Source organism: Rathayibacter sp. AY1A3 (assembly GCF_002930975.1).
GTDB lineage: Bacteria > Actinomycetota > Actinomycetes > Actinomycetales > Microbacteriaceae > Rathayibacter.
Genome location: NZ_PSTO01000050.1, coordinates 1 through 21,254, shown reverse-complemented (window position 1 = coordinate 21,254; position 21,254 = coordinate 1). Strand labels below are relative to the sequence as shown.

Genomic DNA, 21,254 nt, shown 5'->3' with positions numbered 1-21,254 from the left:
GCGCAGAGTCCGGCGTCGGCCGCGTCGAGGCGGTGGGCGGCACGTTCCGAGTCGTATCGTGGCACACCGCGACCCGCTCCAGCGGGCCTTCCGGCCGTCCAGCGCAGGCGGATCGGCGCTCAGTGTGACGCGAGCGGTCGCGCTCAAGGGCCGTGATCCCGTAGAGTCGAGTCATCTCCTGGGCGATCGCCCGAATTCCACGGCTGAGAAGTCGCACGACGACGAAGAGACTCAGCCCCTGATAGAGACCGCAGCGACCGAGAGCATCGTCCTCGGTCGTCCGGTTCGAACGCCCGCCTCGCACGCGGGTACCGCCCTTCACAGGACGCCGCGGAAGCCGCGCCGTTCCTCGTTCGACCCCCGCTCCACCGGCTCGCCCGGTCCGCGGGACGTTCTCCCCCGCAGAGCCGCCCTCCCCCGGAGGCGCGAGCTCAGCCCCTAGACGACCCGGACGACTCCGGCAGACGCGTGTTTCACCCGCGGAGGCCGAGTCGAGCGGGTACCGCACACTCGTGCGGACTCTGACGACGCCGGCCCCGGTCGGCGTCATTAACACATAAGGAAAAGAAATGCCTACTGGCACCGTTAAGTGGTTCAACTCCGAAAAGGGCTTCGGCTTCATCGCTCCCGACGACGGAGGCGCCGACGTGTTCGCGCACTTCTCCGCCATCGCGAAGCAGGGCTACCGCGAGCTCGTCGAGAACCAGCACGTCGAGTACGACGTCGAGCAGGGCCGCAAGGGCCCGCAGGCCGCGAACATCCGCGGCGTCGGCGAGTAATCTCCGACTTCCGACGCCCCGTCGACCAGGATCCCCGGATCCGGTCGGCGGGGCGTCCGTCGTTGACGGGGTGATCCCGCCCCCGGCCGGCGGAGGCGAGAGCCGTGTCACCCCTCCGGGTCGCAGGATCGGTATCCTCTCCGTGGCGGCTCCCGAGCTCACGGAGCCCGCGACGCCGTCCGGGACTCCGGCGCGTCGGCACGACTTCACGGCGGAGACAATGGGACGACTGATCTACGGACCGCAATCACTCGAGATCGACTTCGAGGACCGGCTCCTCGCGCACCTCAAGGTCGCGATGTTCACCAAGATGCGGCGGAACGAGTCGTTCAGCCTCTCCTGGAGCGAGCCGGAGTCGTCCGGCTACGGCCGCAGCTCCGTCTGGGTGCACCCGACGACTCCGCTGCACTTCCGGTTCCACGGCAGCAAGCGCCCGTCGCTCAACCGCCTGTGGATCGAGCAGTTCATCGCGAGCGCGAACAACACCGGCGAGATGACCGTGGTGCCGGAGCCGGCCGAGGGCTCCTGACCCGCGACGCTCCTCAGACCACGAGCGGCCGGGCCGTGTGCACGAACTCCTCGTGCGGCAGGGCCCGGAGGCGCTCGGCGATCTCGGCACGGGCGCCCGCGTCGACCGACGCCCGGGCGTGCTCCTGCGGCCGCAGCGGCGTGAGGGTGACCAGGTCGGCGTGACCGGTCGCCAGGTCGAGCCGCTCGGGCAGGCCGGGGCTGCGCAGGCCCAGGAGGACACCGACGGTGCCCTGCTCATCGGTCCAGGCGGGCGGCGCCGCGACGTTCGCGAGCCGCGCCGTGTCGAGGGAGCTGCGGCAGCACACCCCCTGCAGGGCGGCCCGTCGGGCGGCCTCGTACAGCAGGCGGAAGTGCCAGTGGTTCCAGAGCTCGGCGGTGGGGACACCGCGGACGGCGGACGTCTCGAGGCACAGCTCGAGGCCGAGACCGGTGCCGGGATGCGCGAGCCGGTCGAAGGGATCGCTCAGCCCGTCGGTAGCGAGCACCACGGAGGCGCCGCGGTCGACGCGCAGGAACGCACGGTGATCGGTGGGCCAGCGCGCACCGCCGCGGACGCCCGGATCCTCGGTCGAGACGACGACGGTGCGATCGAGCGCACCCACTCCGCGCCAGGCGTCGGCCCGGTCCTCCGCCACCGCCTCGGCCAGCGCCCGCCTCTCGTCCTCGGTCCATCGGACCTCCCGAGTGCGGTTCAGGAACAACGACATGGGACTCCCCGTCCGCGCGACCGGCGTGCCGCGCTCCCGGAACGCTACGGCGCCCACCCCTGCTCCTCCTCCGAGCAACCGGAACGCCAGCTGTGTGCGGTGTTCACTGCCGCGGCGGTCCCCGCCCGCCGCGGCGCGGTCGGCTCCCAGGAAAGGCCGGGCAGGTGGAGCGTGTCGCGTCCGGCTACGCCGAAACGCTGGAACGCGTTTCGACGGTTCGCCTCAGGCGGTGGTCGCTCCCGCGGCGGTCCCCGCCCGCCGCGGCGCGGTCGGCTCCCAGGAAAGGCCGGGCAGGTGGAGCGTGTCGCGTCCGGCGGTGGTCGTTACCGCGGCGGTCCCCGCCCGCCGCGGCGCGGTCGGCTCCCGCAGACGGCCGGGCAGGTGGAGCGGGTCGCGACCGGCTACGCCGAAACGCTGACACGCGTTTCGACGGTTCGCCTCGACGCGGCGCGCCACCGTGGTCGTGGTCGGAGGAGTCGATGGCCCGCGCGGCCGGGCGTCCACCGCCGCTGTGTCCGCGAGGCGAACCGGCGGAACGCGTGTCAGCGTTCCGTCGTAGCTGGACCCAGGACGCTCCACCCGCCCGGCCATCCCGAGTAGCCGACTGCGCCGCGGCGGGCGGGGACCGCCGCGGAAGAAGGCTCACCCCAGCGGGTTGATGCCGTTGGTGCGCCAGCGCTCGTCGGCGAGCTGGCCGGGGGTGCCGGCGCTCGCGTTCTCGCCCAGGGGCTCGCCGCCCTCGACCGCGTCGGCGCCGAGCGCGGTGCCGGCTCCCTCGGCGGTGCTGCCGGGGGGAAGCAGGCCCTCCTCGTCCTCGCGGGGGCCGACCTCGTCCTCGGGAGCGTTCTCGGAGCCGCTCTCGCTCATCGGGTCGTAGCCGTGGTCCGGGTCGCGGCTCTCGTCGGCCGTCGTGTTCTCCTCGACCTCGGCGTCGGCGGGGCGGACGTCGTCGGCCTTCTCCGCATCGGTGGAGGGGGTGGCCTCGAAGCCTGCGAACTCGGGGCTGTCGTCTGCGCTCATGGCCGCCACGGTAGCACCGGGCCCGCGGGCACCGGAGGGGGTTCCGCCGGGCTCCCGCGACGCCTCCGCTCAGCGGCCACGCCCTAGGCTCGGGGGGCTGGCACGGACGACGGGAGCGACATGCGACGACTCGGGTACGACAGGTTCGGCGGGCCCGATCTGCTCTCGTGGCGGGAAGCGCCGGTGCCCATGCCGGGTCGCGGCGAGGTCCTGGTGCGCACGCGCGCGGCGAGCATCAACGCGACCGACGAGAAGATCCTGTCCGGCTCCGCGCGGATCATGGCCGTCGGCCGCTCCCGCCCCTACGGGTTCGGGCTCGACATCGCCGGCACCGTCGAGGCGCTCGGCCCGGGGTCGCACTCGGTCGCGATCGGCGACCGCGTGGTGGGGATGACCCGCGACGGCGACGCCTTCGCCGACGCGTCCATCGCGCGCAGCCGCTCGCTCGTCCCGATGCCCGACTCCCTCGGCTTCGTCGAGGCCGTCACGCTCGCGATGTCGGGCGGAACCGCGGTGGGCCTGGTCGACGCACTGCACGTGCGCGCCGGCGAGCGCGTCCTCGTCAGCGGCGGCTCGGGAGCCATCGGCGATCCGACGATCCAGCTGCTGGTGCGGGCGGGATGCACGGTCGCGGCCACCGGCTCGGCCGCCTCCGCCGACCTCCTCCGCTCGCTCGGCGCCGAGCCGCACGACTACCGCGCGCTCGACCTCGGGGTGCTGGGCGGCCGCTTCGACGTGGTCGTCGACGTCTCCGGCCACCTGCCGGTCGACGACGCGGCGATCCTCCTGGCCGAGGGCGGGCGCATCGCGACGCTGGTGCCGAGCGGTCCGGCGCTGGTCTCGCAGGCGACGGGCCTCGTCCGCCGCGACCGCCCGCGGGTGCGCACCATGATCGTGGTGGCGACGGCGGAGCGGATCGGGCGCGCGGTCTCGCTCGCCGCCTCCGGCGAGCTGCGGCCCCGGCCGGGCGCCGTGCATCCGCTGGGCGACGTCGTCGACGTGCTGTCGCGCCGAGCGACCGGAGCCGACAGCACGATCGGCAAGATCGTCTTCACCGCCGACGACTCGGCTCCGCTGAGCTGACCTCCGGCTCCTCCTCCTCTGCCGGGCGGCCGAGCGAGAGCGTGGCCAGGAAGCCGACGGCGAGGAACCCGGCGGCCGCGAAGGCCGCGTAGCGCGTGCCGTCCGAGAACGCCTCGCCCGCCGCCCGGGCAGCGTCGGCGGTGTCCGGTGAGGCGGCCAGCCCGGCGATCGCGGCGCCGGAGGAGTCGACCACCGCGTTGACGGTGCTCGCGACCTGCTCCGCGGGGAGGCCCTGCTGCTCGAGCGAGGTCGTGAGGACCCCCGCGGTCGAGGTGTAGAGGATCGTCCCGAGCACGGCGATGCCCAGCGCCGAGCCGATCTGCCGCGCGGTCGACTGCGTGCCCGAGCCCTGCCCGCTGAGCTCGACGGGCACGTCCCGGAGCACGACCCCGGTCAGCTGCGCCGTCGCGAGGCCGACGCCGAAGCCGTAGACGGCGAGGAACGGGACGAGGGCCCACCACGGGGTGGAGTCGGAGACGACCAGGCCGATGCCCGCGACGCCGACGATCTCGGCCGCGAGGCCCACCCGCACGATCAGCACCGGCGCGACCCTGTTGCCGAAGGCGCCGGCGAAGCCCGAGGCGACGAAGGAGCCGAGCGCGAGCGCGAGGAGCACCAGGCCGGTCTGCACGGCCGTGTAGCCGAGGACGCTCTGGAGCCAGATCGGCAGCGCCAGGATGATCCCGAACTCGCCGAGGGAGACGATCATCGCGGCGAGGTTGCCGTTGCGGAACGAGGCGAGGCGGAAGAGCCCGATCGCGAGCATCGACGAGCGCCCGGCGCGCTCGCGGGCCCGCGCCCAGAGGACGAAGGCGACCCCGGCGAGCACCGCGACGGCGAACGCGATCGGGACCGGCGAGAGACCGAGCGGCCAGCTCCAGCCGCCGACGCTCAGGCGCTCGTCGACGCCCCACCAGCCGAGGGTGCGCCCCTCGATCAGGGCGAACACCAGGGAGGCGGAGGCGATGATCGAGAGCGCGGCGCCGACGAGGTCGACCCTCCGCCCGTCGGGCTGCCGCGACTCGTCGACGAACAGCAGCGCTCCGACCACGATGATCACGCCGAGCGGGATGTTGATGCCGAACGCCCAGCGCCACGAGAAGTCGGTGGTGAGCCAGCCGCCGAGCAGCGGGCCGACCGCGGTCATGCCGCCGATGGTCGAGCCCCAGACAGCGAAGGCGATGGCGCGCTCGCGCCCGCGGAAGGTGGCGTTGATCAGCGAGAGGGTCGTCGGCAGCACCATCGCTCCTCCGACGCCCTGAACGACCCGGGAGAGGATCAGCAGGTCGCCGGTCGGAGCGAGGGCCGCCGCGACGGAGGAGAGCGCGAAGAGCGAGACGCCGACGATCAGCACGCGGCGCCGGCCCCAGCGGTCGGCGAGGGTGCCGAAGACCAGCAGGAGCGCGGCGAACACGAGCGTGTACGACTCCTGCACCCACTGCACCTGGGTCGAGGTGATCCCGAGATCGGCGACGATCGACGGGATGGCGACGTTGACGATGGTCGAGTCGACGATGATCGTCGCCACTCCGAGGCTGATGACGACCAGCCCGATCCACTTGCGGTTGCGCACGACGCTCTCCTCCGATGATTTAGTAAGCCAGCTGACTATATGCCCGCGGAGGGCGCCGTGTCGAAGGGAGGGCCTGGAAGATTAGCGGGAGGCGGGCGCGGCGACAAGGGCGCGAAGCTCCCGGAGCCGCCCGGTCAGGATGGACGCATGCCCGCATCCCCCCGTTCCTTCCCGTATCCCCTCGGCGTCTCCCTCCGCGGCGACGCCGGCGCCAACGTCGCCGTCTACTCCGAGACCGCGGACAGCGTCGAGGTCTGCCTCTTCGACGAGTCCGGAGCAGAGACCCGCGTCGCCCTCACCGAGCGGACCGGCCACGTCTTCCACGGCCTCGTCCGCGAGATGGGCATCGGCACCCGCTACGGACTGCGCGTCGACGGCCCCTGGGACCCCGCCAACGGCCTCCGCCACAACGCCGCCAAGCTCCTCCTCGACCCGCACGCCACCGCGATCGAGGGCTCGTACACCTGGTCCGAGGACGTCTTCGGCCAGTTCTACGAGGACGCCGACTCCCGCAATGACGCCGACTCCGCGCACGCGGTCCCCCGCTGCGTCGTCACCGACCCCGACTCCTTCGACTGGAGCGGCGACACCGCGCCGCGCATCCCGCTCGAGGAGACCGTCGTCTACGAGGTGCACGTGAAGGGCTTCACGAAGCTGCACCCCGACGTGCCCGAGGACATCCGCGGCACCTACCGCGGCCTCGCGCACCCCGCCGCGATCAAGCACTTCACCGACCTGGGCGTGACCTCGGTCGAGCTGCTCCCCGTGCACCAGTTCGTGCAGGACTCGCACCTCGAGGAGAAGGGCCTGCGCAACTACTGGGGCTACAACTCCCTCGGCTTCTTCGCGCCGCACAACGAGTACTCGCACGCCGGGGACGACGGCTCGCAGGTCGACGAGTTCAAGGCCATGGTCAAGGCGTTCCACGAGGCCGGCCTCGAGGTCATCCTCGACGTGGTCTACAACCACACCGCCGAGGGCAACGACAAGGGCCCCACCCTCTCGTTCAAGGGCATCGACAACGGCTCCTACTACCGACTGGTGGAGGAGGACCGCGCGAACTACTTCGACACCACCGGCACCGGCAACAGCCTCAACGTCGCCCACCCGGCCGCGCTCGGTCTGATCATGGACTCGCTGCGCTACTGGGTGACCGAGATGCACATCGACGGCTTCCGCTTCGACCTCGCCACCACCCTCACCCGCCAGACCGGCGAGGCCGAGGTGCACAGCGCCTTCCTCGACCTGATCGCGCAGGACCCGGTGCTCGCGCCCGTCAAGATGATCGCCGAGCCGTGGGACACCGCCGGCTACCAGGTCGGCGGCTTCCCCGCGGACTGGTCGGAGTGGAACGGGAAGTTCCGCGACGACGTGCGCGACTTCTGGAACGGCGCCGACTCGGTGCTCGGCACGACCGCGCAGCGCGTCCTCGGCTCCCCCGACGTGTACGAGGCCGACCGCCGCTCGCCGGTCTCCAGCATCAACTTCGTCACCGCGCACGACGGCTTCACCCTCGCCGACCTCACCGCGTACTCGCGCAAGCACAACGCGGCCAACGGCGAGGACAACAACGACGGCGAGAGCGACAACCGCTCCTCCAACAACGGCGCCGAGGGCCCGACCGAGAACGAGGCGGTCAACGAGCGCCGCGACCGCATGCGCCGCAACTTCCTCGCGACGCTGCTGCTCTCGGCCGGCGTGCCGATGATCCTGGGCGGCGACGAGATCGCCCGCACGCAGGGCGGCAACAACAACGCCTACTGCCAGGACGACGAGATCTCGTGGTTCGACTGGGAGAACGCGGACCGCGAGCTGCTCGCCTTCACCCGCGAGCTGATCGCCCTCCGCGCCGCGGAGCCGGCGCTGCGCCCGAAGTGGTTCCGCCGCGCCCCCGGCGACGGCGGCCCCGACACGGTCGACATCCTCCGCTCCGACGCGCAGGGCTTCGCCGACGAGGACTGGGACAACCCCGACGCCCGCTCGATCACCTTCGTGTTCGAGCACGGGGGCAGCGCGAGCTTCGCCCTGCTGCTGAACGCGGCGGAGAACGGCGTCGAGTTCACAGTTCCCGAGGCGCCCGGCGCCGAGTGGACGCTGGCCGCCTCGAGCGACCCGGAGCAGGTCGTCGAGGGCGAGGTCACCACGCTGATCGTCCGCGACGGCTCGTTCACGCTGCTGCGCTCGGCCTCCTGATGACCGGCCGGACCCCGCGGCTCCTCCGCTTCGGCGGGCGCATCGCGGGGTTCGGCACGTCCTCGGGCACGAGGATCGTGCTGGGCCTCTGGGAGGACACCCCCTTCGGCCCGTTCGCCGACGCGATGGTCGAGGACGGCGACGGCCACCGCGTCCTGATCGCACCGACCCGCGAGGTCGCGGACTTCATCGGGTCGACGTACGCGTTCGACGAGGTGCGGATCGCGCCGGTGTCGTGGCGGAGGATCGCGGGCGGCCTGTCCGTCGCGGCCGGACCGCTCGCGGTGCGACTGGAGCTCGGCGGTCTCACTGCGCTCGGCCGGCTGCTGCGGATCGTTCCGCGACCGCTCGCCGAGCACCCGGCATGGCTGACCGCGATCTCGCCGGTCGCCTCCCTGCTCGTCCGCGGAGTGAGCACGGCCGGGTCGGCAGGGTACGGACGCCGCGAGTACTACGGCGTGCGGGCGATCCGCCGCGTCGAGGGCGTCCACGCCGTGCTGGCGGAGGAGGACCTCGGCCCGCTGCGCCCGCTCTCGCCGCCCGTGCGGTTCGGCTTCTCGTCGGCGCCCGCCGCCCCGGCGATCGTCGACGTCACCACCACCATCGCGCTCCCGCGCGAGGGGACCACCGCGCTCCGGCGCGACCGAGAGAGAGGAGCCGCCTCGTGAAGAAGGGCGACAAGATCAGCTGGAACACCTCGCAGGGCGAGACCCACGGCGAGCTGGTCGAGAAGAAGACCAAGGAGTTCCAGTTCGAGGGGCAGAAGTTCAACGCCTCGGACGACGAGCCCTACTGGATCGTGCAGAGCGACAAGACCGACGCGAAGGCCGCGCACAAGGAGTCGTCGCTGACGAAGAAGTGAGCGGGCGCACGCCGAGCGGCTGCGGGCCGGGCTCCGGATCGACTCCGGGGCCCGGCCCGCGCCCGTCTCACGCGATGCGGATGAGCTTCTTGTTCACGAACTCCTCGAGGGCGGGGCGGCCCATCTCGCGGCCGGTGCCCGAGCGCTTCACGCCGCCGAAGGGCAGCTCGGCCGCGTCGCCGAGGACGAGGTTGATCCAGACCATGCCGGCGTCGATCCGGTCCGCCAGGCGCAGCGCCTGCTCCTGGTCGGTCGTGTAGAGGTAGGAGCCGAGGCCGTAGGGGGTGTCGTTCGCGAGGGCGATCGCCTCGTCCTCGTCGCGGACGCGGTAGAGCGCGGCGACGGGGCCGAAGAACTCCTCGCGGTAGGCGTCCATCTCGGGCGTGACGCCCTCGAGCACGGCGGGCGGGAAGAAGTTGCCGGTCACCTCGCCGCTGGCGCGGACGGTGGCCCCCTGCTCGCGCGCGGCCGCCAGCTGCGCCTCGAGTCGCTCCGTCGCGGCGGAGGAGGAGAGCGGGCCGAGGAGGGTGCCCTCCGCGAACGGATCGGCCGGCTGGGCGCGAGTGAACGCCTCCGTGAACTTCTCGGCGAACGCGTCGTACAGCTCGTCGATCACGATGAAGCGCTTCGCGGCGTTGCAGGACTGGCCGTTGTTGTCCAGGCGCGCGGCGACCGCGTCCTCGACCGCCTTGTCGAGGTCGTCGGTCGACAGGAGCACGAACGGGTCGGAGCCGCCGAGCTCGAGCACGACCTTCTTCAGGTGCCGGCCCGCGAGCTCCGCGACGGCCGCGCCGGCTCGCTCGGAACCGGTGACGGAGACGCCCTGGACCCGGGGGTCGGCGATGACGGTCGCGGCCTGCTCGTTCGTGGCGTAGAGGTTCACGTAGACGCCGGCGGGCGCACCCAGCTCCTCGGCCGCGGTGCGGAACATGTCGGCGATGGCGGCGGCCGACTCCGGGCACTGCGGCGCGTGCTTGAGCAGGATCGTGTTGCCCGCGACCACGTTCGGGCCGGCGAAGCGGGCCACCTGGTAGTAGGGGAAGTTCCACGGCATGATGCCCAGCAGCACGCCCAGCCCGGCGCGGCGGATCAGCGCGGAGCCGGTGCCCTCGGCGAGCTCGATCGGCTCGTCGGCGAGGAAGGCCTCGCCGTTCTCGGCGTAGTAGCGGTAGATGTCGGCGGCGAAGCCGACCTCGCCCTGCGCCTGGTCGAGCGGCTTGCCCATCTCGCGGACGATGATCGCCGCGAGCTCGTCGGCGCGCTCGACGTGCAGCTCTGCCACGCGGGCGATCAGCGCCGCGCGGGTCGCGACGGGCACGGTCCGCGACCACGAGGAGTACGAGTCCTGCGCCGAGCCGATCGCCGCGGTCAGCTCGGCGTCGCCGAGGGTCGGGTACTCGCGGAGGGTCTCTCCCGTGGCCGGGTCGATCACGGCGTAGTGGGTGCTCATGCGGGCTGTGCTCCTTCGCGCTGGGGGGCCGGTGCGGTCGCGCCGTCCTCGTCGATGATCTCCTGTGCCAGGCGCCTGCCGACGCGGATGGCGCCGTCGACGTGCTGGTAGCCCTCGGCGGCGAGGTCGCTCGTGCCGAAGCGGAGCGGACCCACCGGCTCCAGCTGCAGCGCGCCGTACCGGGTCAGCCCGCCCAGGTCGAAGCTCGCGGCGTACGCGCCCTGCGTCCACTCCTCGGACGCCCAGTCGCTCTCGTAGTAGACGACCGGATCGAGCGCGGCCGGGCCGAAGTAGGCGGCGAGCGAGTCGAGGATCGCGGCCTTCCGCACCGCCTCGTCGAGCGCGAGCACGCGGTCGGCCTTCTCGTCCGAGACGAAGCCGACCAGGGTGCCGCGCTCCTCCCCGTGGTTCGAGTTGTCGTAGGCCTCGTGCACGAGCGAGTGCGGGCTGAACGCGGTGCCGGAGAGGCCGTCGGCGCGCCAGAAGGGCGTGGCGTACGTGGCGTGCACCTTGATCACGAGGCCGAGCGACTGGTGCTGCAGGGCCTGCTGCCGCAGGCGCGGGAGCGGCGGGTCGAACGAGATGCGGCCGACGAGGTTCGGCGGCACGGCGACGATCGCGCGGCGGGCGCGGAGGACGGCGCCGTCGGCGCGCACCTCGACCCCGTCGTCGCCGTGGCGGACGGAGCGGACCGGGTGCCCGAGCAGGACGCGCTCGGCGCCGAGGCGCTCGGCGAGCCGCTCCGGGACCTGCTGGAGGCCGCCGATCACGCGCTTGTCGAGGATGAAGTCGGCGTCGACCAGGTTGCTGAAGCTCCCCGCGCTCGCGGCCATGAGGAGCGCCTGGAGGAGGGAGAAGGCGTGCGCCGGCTTGGTGAGCATGGCGTCGGCGAGGAAGAGGGCGATGTTGGCCCGTGCCTCCTCGTCGTCGCTCTGCTGCTCCAGCCAGGCGGCGAAGGTGATGCGGTCGTAGTCGCGGGCGAGCGGGTGCGTCCACGGCGCCGCCGGATCCGTCTCGGCGACGAGGCGGTCGAGCACCTCGATCAGACGGGAGATCTCGGACTCGGTGCGCTCGCTCCCCGGGAAGATGTCGCCGGTGAAGCGGCGGGCGGAGCCGTCGGCGCCGATGTAGACGCTCTCGCCCTCGCGGTAGCGGGAGTAGGTGCCGAGGCCGAGCTCGTCGAGGGTCTCGAGGAGCGCCGTCTGGTCCGGCGAGACCCACTGGCCGCCGAGCTCGAGGAGCTGCCCGTCGACCACGCGGGTCTCGAGCCGCCCGCCCACGCGCTCGCGCGCCTCGACGACGACGACGTCGAGGCCGTGCTGCTGCAGCCGGAGCGCCGCGGTGAGTCCGGTGGCACCGGCTCCGATCATGACGACGTCGTGCTCGCTGGGGGACATGACTTCTCTTTCCGTCGGTGATCGCGGGAGTGGACGCGCGAATACGGACGATCCTGTCACAGAAGCGGAGGAGAACGTCAGTGAGTGCGCCCGATGGAGGGCGGACTCGTGGCACCCACCACTGAACTACATAGGCGTGCTATATTGTTTCTCGTGCCCGATCCCAGTGCCCCCGTGCGTCTCGCCTCCGCCGCCACCGCCCTCACGCGGTTCGCGGGCCGGGCGAGCGGCGCGACCGGGCTCGGTGCGCAGTCCGGAGCCGTCTGGTCGACGCTCGCCGAGCTGCGCACCGCCTCCCCCTCCCGCCTCGGCGAGCTCGCCGAGCGGGTCCGCGTCACCCAGCCGACGATGACCGGCATCATCGCCCGGCTCGACGAGGCCGGCTGGATCCGCCGCGTCCACGACGCCGGCGACGGCCGCGCCTGGCTGATCGAGGGCACTCCCGCCGGCTTCGACGCCCTCGCCGAGCACCGTCTCCGCCTCGAGGCCGCCCTGGCCCCGCTGTTCGAGGACCTCGACGAGGACGACCGCCTCGCCCTCGAGCGCGCCGCGACCCTCGTCGAGGCCCGCGTCGCCCGCATCGCCGGCACCCCCGTCCCCTCCTCCCCCGAGAAAGGCTCCACGCCGTGACCACCTCCCCCCACTCGCCCGCCCAGGGCTCGATCCTGAAGCAGCCGCTGGCCGTCTGGGCCGTCGCCTTCGCCGCGGTGATCGCCTTCATGGGGATCGGCCTGGTCGACCCGATCCTCCCGGCCATCGCCGAGAGCCTGCAGGCGACTCCGACCGAGACCTCGCTTCTCTTCACGAGCTACCTCGTCATCACCGGCGTCGTGATGTTCTTCACCAGCTGGCTCTCCAGCCGCATCGGCGCCAAGAAGACCCTCATGATCGGCCTGGTGCTGATCGTGGTGTTCGCCGCGCTCGCCGGCACGGCGGGCAGCGTCGAGGGCGTCATCGGCTTCCGCGCGGGCTGGGGCTTCGGCAACGCGCTGTTCATCTCGACCGCCCTGTCGACCATCGTCGGCGCGGCGAGCGGAGGCTCCTCCGCGGCGATCGTGCTCTACGAGGCCGCGCTGGGCATCGGCATCGCCATCGGCCCGCTGCTCGGCGGGCTCCTCGGCAGCGTCTCGTGGCGCGGCCCGTTCTTCGGGACCGCCGTGCTGATGGCCGTCGGCTTCATCGCCATCGCGACGCTCCTGCGCGAGGACGGCCCGAGGCCCGCTCCGACTCCGCTCTCGGCGCCCTTCGCGGCCCTCAAGGTCCCGGCCATCCGCACGCTGGCGGGCGCCGCCCTGTTCTACAACATCGGCTTCTTCGTGCTGCTCGCCTACACGCCCTACCCGCTCGGGCTGGACGAGATGGGCCTCGGCTTCACGTTCTTCGGCTGGGGCCTGGGCGTGGCGATCACCTCCGTGTTCGTCGCTCCGCTGCTCACCAGGCGCCTCCCGCGCACCGTCGTGCTGCGCTCGGTGCTGCTGCTGCTCGCGCTCGACCTGATCGCCGGCGGCCTCGTGATCTCGTCGCGCGTCGGCCTGATCGTCTGCATCATCGTCGGCGGCCTGCTGCTCGGAGTCGTCAACACGGTGCTCACCGAGTGCGTGATGGAGGCGACCGACCTGCCCCGCTCCGTCGCCTCGTCCGCCTACTCCGGCGTCCGCTTCCTCGGCGGCGCGATCGCCCCGCCCGCCGCCTCCGCCCTGGCCGCGGCGATCTCGCCGGCCTTCCCGATGTACGCCGCGGCCGGAGCCGTCGCCGTCGCCGCGCTGATCGTGCTGCTCGGACGCCGCACCCTGGCCCGCGCCGACGCCCACGAGCCCGAGCCCGAGCTCGTCGAGGCGCAGGCGATCACGCTCGGCGAGTGACGCGCCCGGCGGGCTTCAGGGGCCCGCCGAGGGGTCACGAACGGTCGTCATCCGAGCGGGATGACGGCCGTTCGTGACGCCTGGACGCGGTCGAGCGGGAGGGGCGCAGGATCCGACCTGTGGAGAACCGGTTCACGAGGATCGGGAGGCGGGACAGTGGCCGGATGCACGATCCCTCGCCGCTTCCGATCGGACTCCGCGGCCGCGCCTTCACCGTCGCTGACGCTCGCGCGAGCGGACTGAGCCGCGGGCGGCTCCGCAGCTCCGACCTCCACCGGCCCTTCCACGGGGTCCGCACCGCCGACCCCGACCCCGACCCGCGCCTGCGCGCGCAGGCGCTCCTCGCGCTGGTCGGTCCGCAGGCTCTCCTGAGCCACGTGACGGCGGCGCGGCTCTGGCCGCTCGACCTCCCGCCCGCCGCTGCGGACGAGCCGGTGCACGTCAGCGTCCGCCGGCCGGGACGCGCTCCCCGGCACCGGAACGTCGTCGGCCACGCCCTCGCCGATCCCGACGTCCGCCGCGTCCTGCGCCGCGGACTGCCCCTCACCGATCCGGCCTCGCTCTTCTGCCATCTCTCCGCGCTCCTCGAGCCGGACGACCTCGTCGCGGTGGGCGACGCGCTGGTGCGCACGCCGGTCGTCGGCGATCCGGCGGATCGACGGCCCTGGGTGCCTCTGCCCGACCTGCGGGAGCGCGTGTCGGCCTTCCGCGGTCGGGGCTCGGTGCGACTCCGCGCCGCGCTCGCTCTGGTGCGCGACGGGGCGGAGTCGCGGCAGGAGTCGCGGTTCCGGCTCGCGTCCATGCGGGCGGGGCTCCCGGAGCCGGTGCTGCAGGAGCCGCTGTTCGACTCCGACGGGGTCTTCGTCGGGCGGCCGGACGGCTGGTACCCCGCGGAGCGGGTCGCGTGGGAGTACGAGGGCGACGATCATCGCACCAGCAACCGGCGCTTCGCGCGCGACCTCGGCCGCTACGACGACCTCGCCTCGATCGGGGTCCGCGGCGTCCGCATCGTCGGCGCCGAGTTCGTCCCCCACCCCGAGCGCTCCGTCGAGCGCCTGCGACGAGCACTCGCCGACCGGGCTCCGCATCGACGACCGCCGAGGGGTCGCGAACGGTCGTCATCCGGGCAGGGTGACGGCCGTTCGTGACGCCTCACGGGAGGGCGCGCGCTCAGGAGTCAGGGCGCGACCTCGAAGAGGCGCGGGCGCAGCGCGGACGTGCGCGGGTCGGCGGCGCAGGCGGCGAGCGCCGCCGCGAGGACGCCGCGGGCCGGGTGCGGCTTGCGGACGTACACGTCGACGCCGGCGGGCGTGAACGGCGTCCGGGCGAAGCGGGTGAGCGCCCAGCCCGCTTCCTCGTCGGCGGCCACGAACGACCAGCGGCTGCGGGCGAGGAGGGTCAGCGGCTCGACGCCGCGCCAGCGGAAGCCGGACGGATCGTGCGGGTCGGGGGTGTCGATGCCGACCACGTAGTGCGAGCGCGTGCGGCCGCGCCAGCTGACGACGTCGCCGATCCCGCCGGTCGGGAGCGGCGCGTACGTGATCGCCACCCCCGACCGCGAGCGCCAGAGCGGCAGCGAGGAGCCCCGGACGAACCAGGTGCCGCTCGCGAGCGCTCGGGCGTCGATCATCGGAGAGCGTGCTTGATGTTGGTGCGGGCCAGCGCGACGGCCTCGCCCGCTCCTCCGTTCATCACGATCTTCGAGACCGCCAGCGCGAAGCCCTTCACCTGCGCGCCCGTGATCGTGGGCGGGAGCGAGAGGGCGAGCGGATCCGTCACCACGTCGACGAGGACCGGGCCGCCGTCGGCGAGCGCCGAGCGGAGGGCCTCCTCCACGTCGCGCGGGTCCTCGACGCGGATTCCGCGGATGCCGATCGCCTCCGCCACCTTCGCGTAGTCGACCATCGGCACGTCGACGGCGAAGTCCGGGAAGCCGTCGACCAGCATCTCGACCTTCACCAGCCCGAGCGTGGAGTTGTTGAACACGACGATCGTCACGGGCAGCCGGTAGGCGGCGACCGTGACCAGCTCGCCCATCAGCATGGAGAGCCCGCCGTCGCCGCTCAGCGAGACGACCTGGCGACCGGGGTGCGAGAGCTGCGCGCCGACCGCCTGCGGCAGCGCGTTCGCCATCGACCCGTGCATGTACGAGCCGAGCAGGCGCCGCTTCCCGTTGGGGGTGATGTAGCGGGCCTGCCAGACGTTGCCCATGCCGGTGTCGGCGGTGACGATCGCGTCCTCGGAGAGCAGGCCGTCGAGCGTGGAGGCGACGAGCTCGGGGTGGATCGGGCTGCGCGTGCCGACCTCGGTGTACTTCCCGACGACTCCGGTGACCAGCTTCTCGTGCTTCTTCAGCGTCTTGTCGAGGAAGCGGTGGTCCTTCCGCTGCACGAGCGGGCTCAGCGCGGTGAGGGTCGCCGCCACGTCGCCGTGGACGGGGTGCGCGACGCTGACGCGGCGCCCGAGCTTCGAGGCGTCGCTGTCGACCTGAGCGATCACGACCTTCGAGGCGTCAGGGAGGAACTGCTCGTAGGGGAAGTCGGTGCCGAGGAGGAGGAGCAGGTCGGCGTCGTGCATGCCGGCGTGAGCCGCTCCGTAGCCGAGGAGGCCCGTCATGCCGACGTCGTAGGGGTTGTCGTACTGGATCCACTCCTTGCCGCGCAGGCTGTGCCCGACGGGCGCGCCCACCAGCTCGGCGAAGGCGACGACCTCGTCGTGCGCGTTCTGCACTCCGGCGCCCGCGAAGATCGCGACGGTCCGCGCCTGGTCGATCGCAGCCGCGAGGGCGCGGACGTCGGCGTCGGCGGGGACCAGGACGGGCATCGACGGCAGCACGAACGCGGGGAAGCCGTCGACCGCCTCCAGCTCGGCGATGTCGCCGGGGAGGGTGACCACGGCGACTCCGCGGAGCGCCACCGCGCTGCGCATCGCGGCGTTCACGACCCGCGGAGCCTGGGCGGCGGTCGAGATCAGCTCGCGGTAGTTCGAGCACTCGACGAAGAGCCTGTCCGGGTGCGTCTCCTGGAAGTAGGACGAGCCGATCTCGTTGCTGGGGATGTGGCTCGCGATGGCGAGCACCGGGGCGGAGGAGCGGTGCGCGTCGTAGAGGCCGTTGATGAGGTGCAGGTTGCCGGGGCCGCAGCTGCCGGCGCAGACGGCGAGGCGCCCGGTGAGCTGCGCCTCCGCGCCGGCGGCGAAGGCGGCCGCCTCCTCGTTGCGCACGTGGATCCAGTCGATGCCTCCCTTCTCGGATCCGCCGCTGCGGCGCACCGCGTCGACGATCGGATTCAGCGAGTCGCCGACGATCCCGTAGATGCGGGAGACGCCGGCGTCGATGAGCTGAGCGATGAGCTGGTCTGCGACCGTCTTCTGAGCCATGACCCCATTCGACCGGACCGGGCTGAGCGTCCGCTACTCCGGAAAGTGGAGATCCGGATCGAGTGCATCCCCCTCGGGACGGATGCCCTGCACCCCTAGCCTGGGAGCCGTCACAGGAACACCTCCGTGCAGCAGATCCCGGGAGTCGTCATGAACCGCCGCAGAACCGCCCTCGTCCTGGCCGCCGGCGCGGCCCTCACCCTTGGCCTGACCGGCTGCTCGGGCCTGAACGGCCTGATGGGAGGCGAGACCCGCGACGACGAGACCGGGGAGATCACCGAGGGCGGGACGACCGACGTCTTCCAGCTGCGCGTGGGCGACTGCCTGAACGGCGAGCTCAGCGAGGAGGCGACCGAGGTCACCGACGTGCCGACCGTGCCCTGCACCGACCCGCACGTCTACGAGGTGTTCCAGAACCTGACGATGGCCGACGCCGACGAGTACCCGGGCGAGTCCGTCGCGACGGAGCAGGCCGAGACCGACTGCGTCACGGCGTTCGAGTCGTTCACCGGGATCGGCTACCAGGACTCGGCGTACGACTTCAGCTACTACTACCCGACCGCCGAGAGCTGGGGCACGGGCGACCGGACGATCAACTGCATGATCACCGACCCGAACGGGCCGAGCACGGGCACGCTGGCGGGCGTCGCGGCCTGATCGCGATCCCCGCGCGGGGTGGTGCCGGTCCCGCCGAGCGCTCCGCGCGCGGCCGGGGTCAGTCGCGGTCGCGCGCGGGGAACAGGCGCAGGAGCAGGCCGGAGCCGATCCAGACCACGGCGATCCCCGCGACGAGCCAGGAGGCTCCGAGGCCGGCCGCCGCTCCCGCCAGCACGGCGCCGACGGCCGCGGCGGCGGAGCGCAGCCCCGCGCCGATCGTGAAGACCTGCGAGCGGACGGCGGCGGGGCTCTCCTGGTCGCGCAGCAGCAGCATCGCCGCGTTCGAGGGTGCCGTGAAGACGCCCGCGACCGCGAAGGCGGCGATCGCCACGACGACGCCCAGGTCGGGGACGGCGACCAGGAGGACGGCGCCGGTCGCGATGTAGGCGGCGCCCATGGTCCACGCCGGCGGACGGCGGGTCCAGCGGCGGGCCGCCACGGCGAGGGCGCCGAGCAGGCCGCCCACGGCGAAGGCGGTCAGGATCCACGCGGCGGCGTCGGTGCTGCCCAGCCGCTCCACCGAGAGGCTGATCGCCGCGACTCCCGCCGCTCCGCCCGCGACCTGGCTGAGGGTGCCCGCCGAGGTGACCACCGCGATCGGACGGTGCCGCACGAGGTGGGTGACGCCCGCGACGATCGTCCGCAGCACGCCGACGGTCGGCGCCGGACGGGCCTCCATGGCGAGGCCGAGCGACCCGACGACGCCGATGAGGGCGAGGACCGCCATGGCGAGCATCGCGGTCCGCGCTCCCCCGACTTCGACCGCGAGGCCCACGATGGCCGGCCCGCTGATCGAGGCGACCGTGTACGAGAGCGAGTCCTGCGCGTAGGCGCGGCGCGGCTCCGGGATGGCGCTCGTGACGAAGCTCGACATGCCGCCCATGTAGACGGGCGTCGCGAGCCCCGCGAGGAGCAGCAGCACCACGATGAGCGGCGTCGGCACCTCGCCGAGGAAGGCGGCGACCGCGAAGGCGACGGCGGTCGTGAGCGCGGCGCCGACCAGGAGCCGGCGGGGGCGGCGGACCCGGTCGAGCACCGTGCCGACGAGCGGCGCGGCGATCACGGCGGGGAAGAGCGCCGCTCCGGTCAGGGCGCCGCCGAGCGCGACGTCGCCGAGACGCTCGACGGCGAGGACGGGGAGGGCGACGACCATGCCGGCGCTGGCCAGGCGGAGGGGGATCGACGCGGCCTGGTAGCTGACCGCGCTCATGCGGGACCGGGGATCGACATCACCTCCGATGGTGCCACGGCTGCGGGGCCGGGTCGGCCGGGGAGGCAGGCCACCGGCCTCTGAGCGGCCTGCGGCGGCGCGCCCTAGGCGATCGGCGTCCGCGCCGCGAGCTCGGCCGCCGCCGCGACGCCCAGGCGCCAGGGCGCGCCGTGGCCGGGCAGGAGTGTCCGCGCCCCGGTCCCGGCGAGGACCCGCAGCGAGTCGAGGGACTGCGCCGTGTCGGCGGTCGCGGCGCGCGCGACCAGGTGCGGGCCGGTGCGCGCGGAGTAGGGGTCGAGCGTGACCAGGGCGTCTCCGCCGATCACCGCGTCGCGCTCGGGCAGGTGCAGCGAGACGTGCCCGTCGGTGTGCCCCGGAGTCGCGAGCACGCGGGGCGATCCGGGCACGTCGAGCACCGCTCCGGCGGTCAGCGGCAGGGTCCCGTGCACGGGCGGCACCGCGAGCGCGCCCGCACGGGCCATCGCTCCGAGCACCGGGATCGCGGAGGGGTGCAGCAGCGGGTACACGAACGGCGTGCGCTGGCGGCGGTAGGAGTAGGGCTGCGCGGCGAGCGGCTGGTCGGCCGCGTGCAGGTGGACGGGGACGCCCCGGCGGACGAGGCTGCGGGCGACGCCGAGGTGGTCGAAGTGCGCGTGGGTCAGCACGAGGGCGTCGATGTCGCCGAGCGAGCGGCCGAGCACCTCCAGCGCGCGGACCAGGTGCGGCCACGTCCTCGGGAGACCGGCGTCGACGACGGTCAACCGGCCCGCCTCCTCGATCAGGTAGAGGTTCGTCCAGGCGTGCTCGAGCCGGTGCACCCCGGGTGCGACGTCCCGGTGCAGGCTCGCGCCGCCCCCTCGCCGCTGCTGCCGGTGCTGCTGATCGCGCTGCTGCTGCTGGTCCATCGTGCTCCCGCCCCTCCGGGCCCGCGCCCGATCGCGACGACGCTACGAGCGTCTGCGACGGATCGGACAGGGCGTTGACGGCGGGGGTCCGCGTCGTGCAGGGCTCAGCGGCGCCGCCCGCGGAGGGCGAGCTGCACCGCCGCGAGCAGGAGGAGGACCGCGAAGAGGATCCCGGACACGCGCGCAGGCAGGAGGAAGGAGAGCGCCACTCCGGCGAAGGAGAACGCCGTGGCGGTGAGCCCGACCACGAGGCCCGCGCGCACGTCGAGCAGGCCGCGCCGGGCGTTCGCGATCGAGCCGGTGACCGCCGTGGGGATCATCGCGGCGAGCGAGGTGCCCTTGGCCAGGAGGTCCGCGAGCCCGAAGGCGCCGACCAGGACCGGCACGGCGATCGCTCCGCCGCCGATGCCGAAGAGGCCGGAGGCGACGCCCATCCCGATGCCGAGCCCCGCGAATCCGGGCCACACGCCCCAGCCCTCGGCGACGTCGCCGGTGTCGTTCGAGCCGAACACGGCCATCCGCACCGCCGCGGCCACGAGCAGCGCCACGAACATCCAGCGCAGCACGCCCAGAGGCAGCCGCGCGAGCAGCCAGGATCCGGCCACCGCCCCGAGCATCGCCGCGGCCGCGATCACCGCCGCCGGGACCCAGGCGACCTGGCCGGCGAGGGCGTAGCCGAACGCTCCGGCGACCGAGGTCGGAGCGATCGCGAGCAGCGAGGTGGCGGAGGCGCGGCGCTGGTCCATCCCGGCCCACGCGATCAGCATCGGCACCATCACGATCCCGCCGCCGACGCCGAACGCGCCCGACAGGGTCCCGCCGACCGCGCCGATCAGGGCCAGGACGAGCAGGGCGCGCGGGCGCATGCGCGCGGCCGTCCGATCGGGGAGGGGCGCCTGCGGGGCGGTCGCGTCGGTCACGGCTCCATGCCACCACAGCACCGGGCCGAGGGCGAATCGACGGGCGTCGACCGCGTTCCTGAGAGGACCGGCCCGGCCCGGCCCGCCTCTCTGGCAGTTGCCTGGGCGGGCCGGATCCGACCGTGACGTTCGGCGTCGAGGGAGCGTCCTACCTGCATACCCCGCCTGATCGAGCGATCGGGCCCCGAGCGAAAGAGGAGACCATGGCCGAGACCACCGCGACCACCACCCGTCAGACCAGCACCGGATCCGGACGCACCGTGATCGAGGACGGCGTCATCGCCAAGGTCGCCGGCATCGCCGCGCGCGAGGTCCCGGGCGTCCACGCCCTCGGCGGAGGAGCGGCCCGAGCGATCGGCGCCATCCGCAATGCGATCGGCAACGACGACCGCGGCCAGGGCGTCAAGGTCGAGGTCGGCGAGCGCCAGGTCGCCGCCGACATCACCATCGTCGCCGAGTACCCCGCGCCGCTGCAGAAGGTCGCCGAGGACGTGCGCTCCGCCGTCGCCGACGCCATCCAGCACATCGCCGGCATGGAGGTCGCCGAGATCAACGTGACCGTCCAGGACGTCCACATCCCCGAGGACGACACCCAGGAGTCCGACCCGCGCGTCGTCTGACCCGTTGCCCCCGCACCGACGCCCCGGGCCGGACGGCACCGGGGCGTCGGTGCGGGGGCAACGGGTCAGACGACGCGCGGGTCGGACTCCTGGGTGTCGTCCTCGGG

The 21,254-nt window shown here is 73.3% G+C and carries 21 protein-coding genes; 11 read left to right on the top strand and 10 right to left on the bottom strand.

The features are described from left to right. Positions 1–569: 569 nt before the first annotated feature. A complete protein-coding gene (locus tag C5C10_RS16150) occupies positions 570–779 on the top strand; it encodes a cold-shock protein (protein ID WP_055786246.1) in 210 nt (69 codons plus the stop codon). 220 nt (positions 780–999) lie between these two features. Further along, the gene (locus C5C10_RS16145; RefSeq protein WP_104226101.1) at positions 1,000–1,308 is read left to right on the top strand and encodes a hypothetical protein; all 309 of its coding nucleotides are present in this window, start codon (positions 1,000–1,002) and stop codon (positions 1,306–1,308) included. Positions 1,309–1,321: 13 nt separating this feature from the next. Here the strand turns inward: C5C10_RS16145 and C5C10_RS16140 are convergent, their stop codons facing one another. Beyond that, positions 1,322–2,017 carry a hypothetical protein gene (locus C5C10_RS16140; RefSeq protein WP_104329774.1) on the bottom strand — a complete coding sequence of 232 codons (696 nt, stop codon included), beginning with the start codon at positions 2,015–2,017 and terminating at the stop codon, positions 1,322–1,324. 642 nt (positions 2,018–2,659) lie between these two features. Continuing rightward, positions 2,660–3,037, bottom strand: coding sequence for a hypothetical protein (locus C5C10_RS16135; RefSeq protein ID WP_104314845.1), 378 nt, complete (start codon positions 3,035–3,037; stop codon positions 2,660–2,662). A gap of 120 nt (positions 3,038–3,157) precedes the next feature. On the opposite strand from C5C10_RS16135, the gene C5C10_RS16130 reads away from it, so the two are divergent. Further along, the gene (locus tag C5C10_RS16130; RefSeq protein WP_104329773.1) at positions 3,158–4,120 is read left to right on the top strand and encodes an NADP-dependent oxidoreductase; all 963 of its coding nucleotides are present in this window, start codon (positions 3,158–3,160) and stop codon (positions 4,118–4,120) included. Here C5C10_RS16130 and C5C10_RS16125 read toward each other — a convergent pair. Further along, positions 4,089–5,693 carry a DHA2 family efflux MFS transporter permease subunit gene (locus C5C10_RS16125; RefSeq protein WP_104329772.1) on the bottom strand — a complete coding sequence of 535 codons (1,605 nt, stop codon included), beginning with the start codon at positions 5,691–5,693 and terminating at the stop codon, positions 4,089–4,091. The genes C5C10_RS16130 and C5C10_RS16125 overlap by 32 nt on opposite strands. 147 nt (positions 5,694–5,840) lie before the next feature. Here C5C10_RS16125 and glgX point away from each other — a divergent pair, with 147 nt between their 5' ends. The 3 genes from glgX to C5C10_RS16110 are packed head-to-tail and all read left to right on the top strand — an operon-like array spanning position 5,841 to position 8,748. Next, positions 5,841–7,886: a glycogen debranching protein GlgX gene (gene glgX, locus C5C10_RS16120; RefSeq protein ID WP_104329771.1), complete on the top strand. Its 2,046-nt coding sequence runs from the start codon at positions 5,841–5,843 to the stop codon at positions 7,884–7,886. Beyond that, positions 7,886–8,554: a hypothetical protein gene (locus C5C10_RS16115; protein WP_104329770.1), complete on the top strand. Its 669-nt coding sequence runs from the start codon at positions 7,886–7,888 to the stop codon at positions 8,552–8,554. The genes glgX and C5C10_RS16115 overlap by 1 nt, the downstream gene beginning before the upstream one ends. Beyond that, positions 8,551–8,748 carry a DUF2945 domain-containing protein gene (locus tag C5C10_RS16110; RefSeq protein WP_056866275.1) on the top strand — a complete coding sequence of 66 codons (198 nt, stop codon included), beginning with the start codon at positions 8,551–8,553 and terminating at the stop codon, positions 8,746–8,748. The genes C5C10_RS16115 and C5C10_RS16110 overlap by 4 nt, the downstream gene beginning before the upstream one ends. Positions 8,749–8,815: 67 nt before the next feature. On the opposite strand, the gene C5C10_RS16105 is transcribed toward C5C10_RS16110, so the two are convergent. Both C5C10_RS16105 and C5C10_RS16100 read right to left on the bottom strand, forming a co-directional pair. Further along, positions 8,816–10,198, bottom strand: coding sequence for an NAD-dependent succinate-semialdehyde dehydrogenase (locus tag C5C10_RS16105; protein WP_104329769.1), 1,383 nt, complete (start codon positions 10,196–10,198; stop codon positions 8,816–8,818). Beyond that, complete coding sequence (locus C5C10_RS16100; RefSeq protein ID WP_104329768.1) at positions 10,195–11,595, bottom strand: NAD(P)/FAD-dependent oxidoreductase; 1,401 nt, start codon at positions 11,593–11,595, stop codon at positions 10,195–10,197. The genes C5C10_RS16105 and C5C10_RS16100 overlap by 4 nt, the downstream gene beginning before the upstream one ends. Positions 11,596–11,748: 153 nt before the next feature. Here C5C10_RS16100 and C5C10_RS16095 point away from each other — a divergent pair, with 153 nt between their 5' ends. From C5C10_RS16095 to C5C10_RS16085, 3 genes are all read left to right on the top strand, one after another. Further along, positions 11,749–12,225, top strand: a complete 477-nt coding sequence (locus C5C10_RS16095; RefSeq protein ID WP_146084654.1) for a MarR family winged helix-turn-helix transcriptional regulator — start codon at positions 11,749–11,751, stop codon at positions 12,223–12,225. Then, complete coding sequence (locus C5C10_RS16090) at positions 12,222–13,457, top strand: MFS transporter (protein WP_104329766.1); 1,236 nt, start codon at positions 12,222–12,224, stop codon at positions 13,455–13,457. The genes C5C10_RS16095 and C5C10_RS16090 overlap by 4 nt, the downstream gene beginning before the upstream one ends. Before the next feature lie 164 nt (positions 13,458–13,621). Then, positions 13,622–14,605 carry a hypothetical protein gene (locus C5C10_RS16085; protein ID WP_104329765.1) on the top strand — a complete coding sequence of 328 codons (984 nt, stop codon included), beginning with the start codon at positions 13,622–13,624 and terminating at the stop codon, positions 14,603–14,605. Positions 14,606–14,634: 29 nt separating this feature from the next. Here C5C10_RS16085 and C5C10_RS16080 read toward each other — a convergent pair whose 3' ends face one another. Further along, positions 14,635–15,087, bottom strand: coding sequence for a hypothetical protein (locus tag C5C10_RS16080; protein WP_104329764.1), 453 nt, complete (start codon positions 15,085–15,087; stop codon positions 14,635–14,637). Further along, positions 15,084–16,835 (bottom strand): pyruvate dehydrogenase, encoded by a 1,752-nt coding sequence (locus tag C5C10_RS16075; RefSeq protein WP_104329763.1) that lies wholly within the window; start codon positions 16,833–16,835, stop codon positions 15,084–15,086. The genes C5C10_RS16080 and C5C10_RS16075 overlap by 4 nt, the downstream gene beginning before the upstream one ends. A gap of 126 nt (positions 16,836–16,961) precedes the next feature. Here C5C10_RS16075 and C5C10_RS16070 point away from each other — a divergent pair, with 126 nt between their 5' ends. Next, a complete protein-coding gene (locus C5C10_RS16070; protein WP_244230582.1) occupies positions 16,962–17,492 on the top strand; it encodes a septum formation family protein in 531 nt (176 codons plus the stop codon). A gap of 58 nt (positions 17,493–17,550) precedes the next feature. Here C5C10_RS16070 and C5C10_RS16065 read toward each other — a convergent pair whose 3' ends face one another. The 3 genes from C5C10_RS16065 to C5C10_RS16055 form a co-directional block, all read right to left on the bottom strand. Continuing rightward, positions 17,551–18,702: an MFS transporter gene (locus C5C10_RS16065; protein ID WP_104329762.1), complete on the bottom strand. Its 1,152-nt coding sequence runs from the start codon at positions 18,700–18,702 to the stop codon at positions 17,551–17,553. A 104-nt stretch (positions 18,703–18,806) separates the two neighbouring features. Then, positions 18,807–19,607: an MBL fold metallo-hydrolase gene (locus C5C10_RS16060; protein ID WP_104329761.1), complete on the bottom strand. Its 801-nt coding sequence runs from the start codon at positions 19,605–19,607 to the stop codon at positions 18,807–18,809. A gap of 104 nt (positions 19,608–19,711) precedes the next feature. Beyond that, entirely contained in the window at positions 19,712–20,527 is an 816-nt protein-coding gene (locus C5C10_RS16055) for a sulfite exporter TauE/SafE family protein (RefSeq protein ID WP_104233037.1), read from the bottom strand. A 203-nt stretch (positions 20,528–20,730) separates the two neighbouring features. Between C5C10_RS16055 and C5C10_RS16050 the strand changes: the two genes are divergently transcribed. After that, complete coding sequence (locus tag C5C10_RS16050; RefSeq protein WP_104283097.1) at positions 20,731–21,147, top strand: Asp23/Gls24 family envelope stress response protein; 417 nt, start codon at positions 20,731–20,733, stop codon at positions 21,145–21,147. Positions 21,148–21,254 lie beyond the last annotated feature (107 nt).

What these genes read in the sequence shown, in the direction of transcription:
- C5C10_RS16150 (WP_055786246.1), top strand. Translation starts at nt 570, where the DNA reads ATGCCTACTGGCACCGTTAAGTGGTTCAACTCCGAAAAGGGCTTCGGC.
- C5C10_RS16145 (WP_104226101.1), top strand. Translation starts at nt 1,000, where the DNA reads ATGGGACGACTGATCTACGGACCGCAATCACTCGAGATCGACTTCGAG.
- C5C10_RS16140 (WP_104329774.1), bottom strand. Translation starts at nt 2,017, where the DNA reads ATGTCGTTGTTCCTGAACCGCACTCGGGAGGTCCGATGGACCGAGGAC.
- C5C10_RS16135 (WP_104314845.1), bottom strand. Translation starts at nt 3,037, where the DNA reads ATGAGCGCAGACGACAGCCCCGAGTTCGCAGGCTTCGAGGCCACCCCC.
- C5C10_RS16130 (WP_104329773.1), top strand. Translation starts at nt 3,158, where the DNA reads ATGCGACGACTCGGGTACGACAGGTTCGGCGGGCCCGATCTGCTCTCG.
- glgX (WP_104329771.1), top strand. Translation starts at nt 5,841, where the DNA reads ATGCCCGCATCCCCCCGTTCCTTCCCGTATCCCCTCGGCGTCTCCCTC.
- C5C10_RS16115 (WP_104329770.1), top strand. Translation starts at nt 7,886, where the DNA reads ATGACCGGCCGGACCCCGCGGCTCCTCCGCTTCGGCGGGCGCATCGCG.
- C5C10_RS16105 (WP_104329769.1), bottom strand. Translation starts at nt 10,198, where the DNA reads ATGAGCACCCACTACGCCGTGATCGACCCGGCCACGGGAGAGACCCTC.
- C5C10_RS16100 (WP_104329768.1), bottom strand. Translation starts at nt 11,595, where the DNA reads ATGTCCCCCAGCGAGCACGACGTCGTCATGATCGGAGCCGGTGCCACC.
- C5C10_RS16085 (WP_104329765.1), top strand. Translation starts at nt 13,622, where the DNA reads ATGCACGATCCCTCGCCGCTTCCGATCGGACTCCGCGGCCGCGCCTTC.
- C5C10_RS16080 (WP_104329764.1), bottom strand. Translation starts at nt 15,087, where the DNA reads ATGATCGACGCCCGAGCGCTCGCGAGCGGCACCTGGTTCGTCCGGGGC.
- C5C10_RS16075 (WP_104329763.1), bottom strand. Translation starts at nt 16,835, where the DNA reads ATGGCTCAGAAGACGGTCGCAGACCAGCTCATCGCTCAGCTCATCGAC.
- C5C10_RS16065 (WP_104329762.1), bottom strand. Translation starts at nt 18,702, where the DNA reads ATGAGCGCGGTCAGCTACCAGGCCGCGTCGATCCCCCTCCGCCTGGCC.
- C5C10_RS16060 (WP_104329761.1), bottom strand. Translation starts at nt 19,607, where the DNA reads ATGGACCAGCAGCAGCAGCGCGATCAGCAGCACCGGCAGCAGCGGCGA.
- C5C10_RS16050 (WP_104283097.1), top strand. Translation starts at nt 20,731, where the DNA reads ATGGCCGAGACCACCGCGACCACCACCCGTCAGACCAGCACCGGATCC.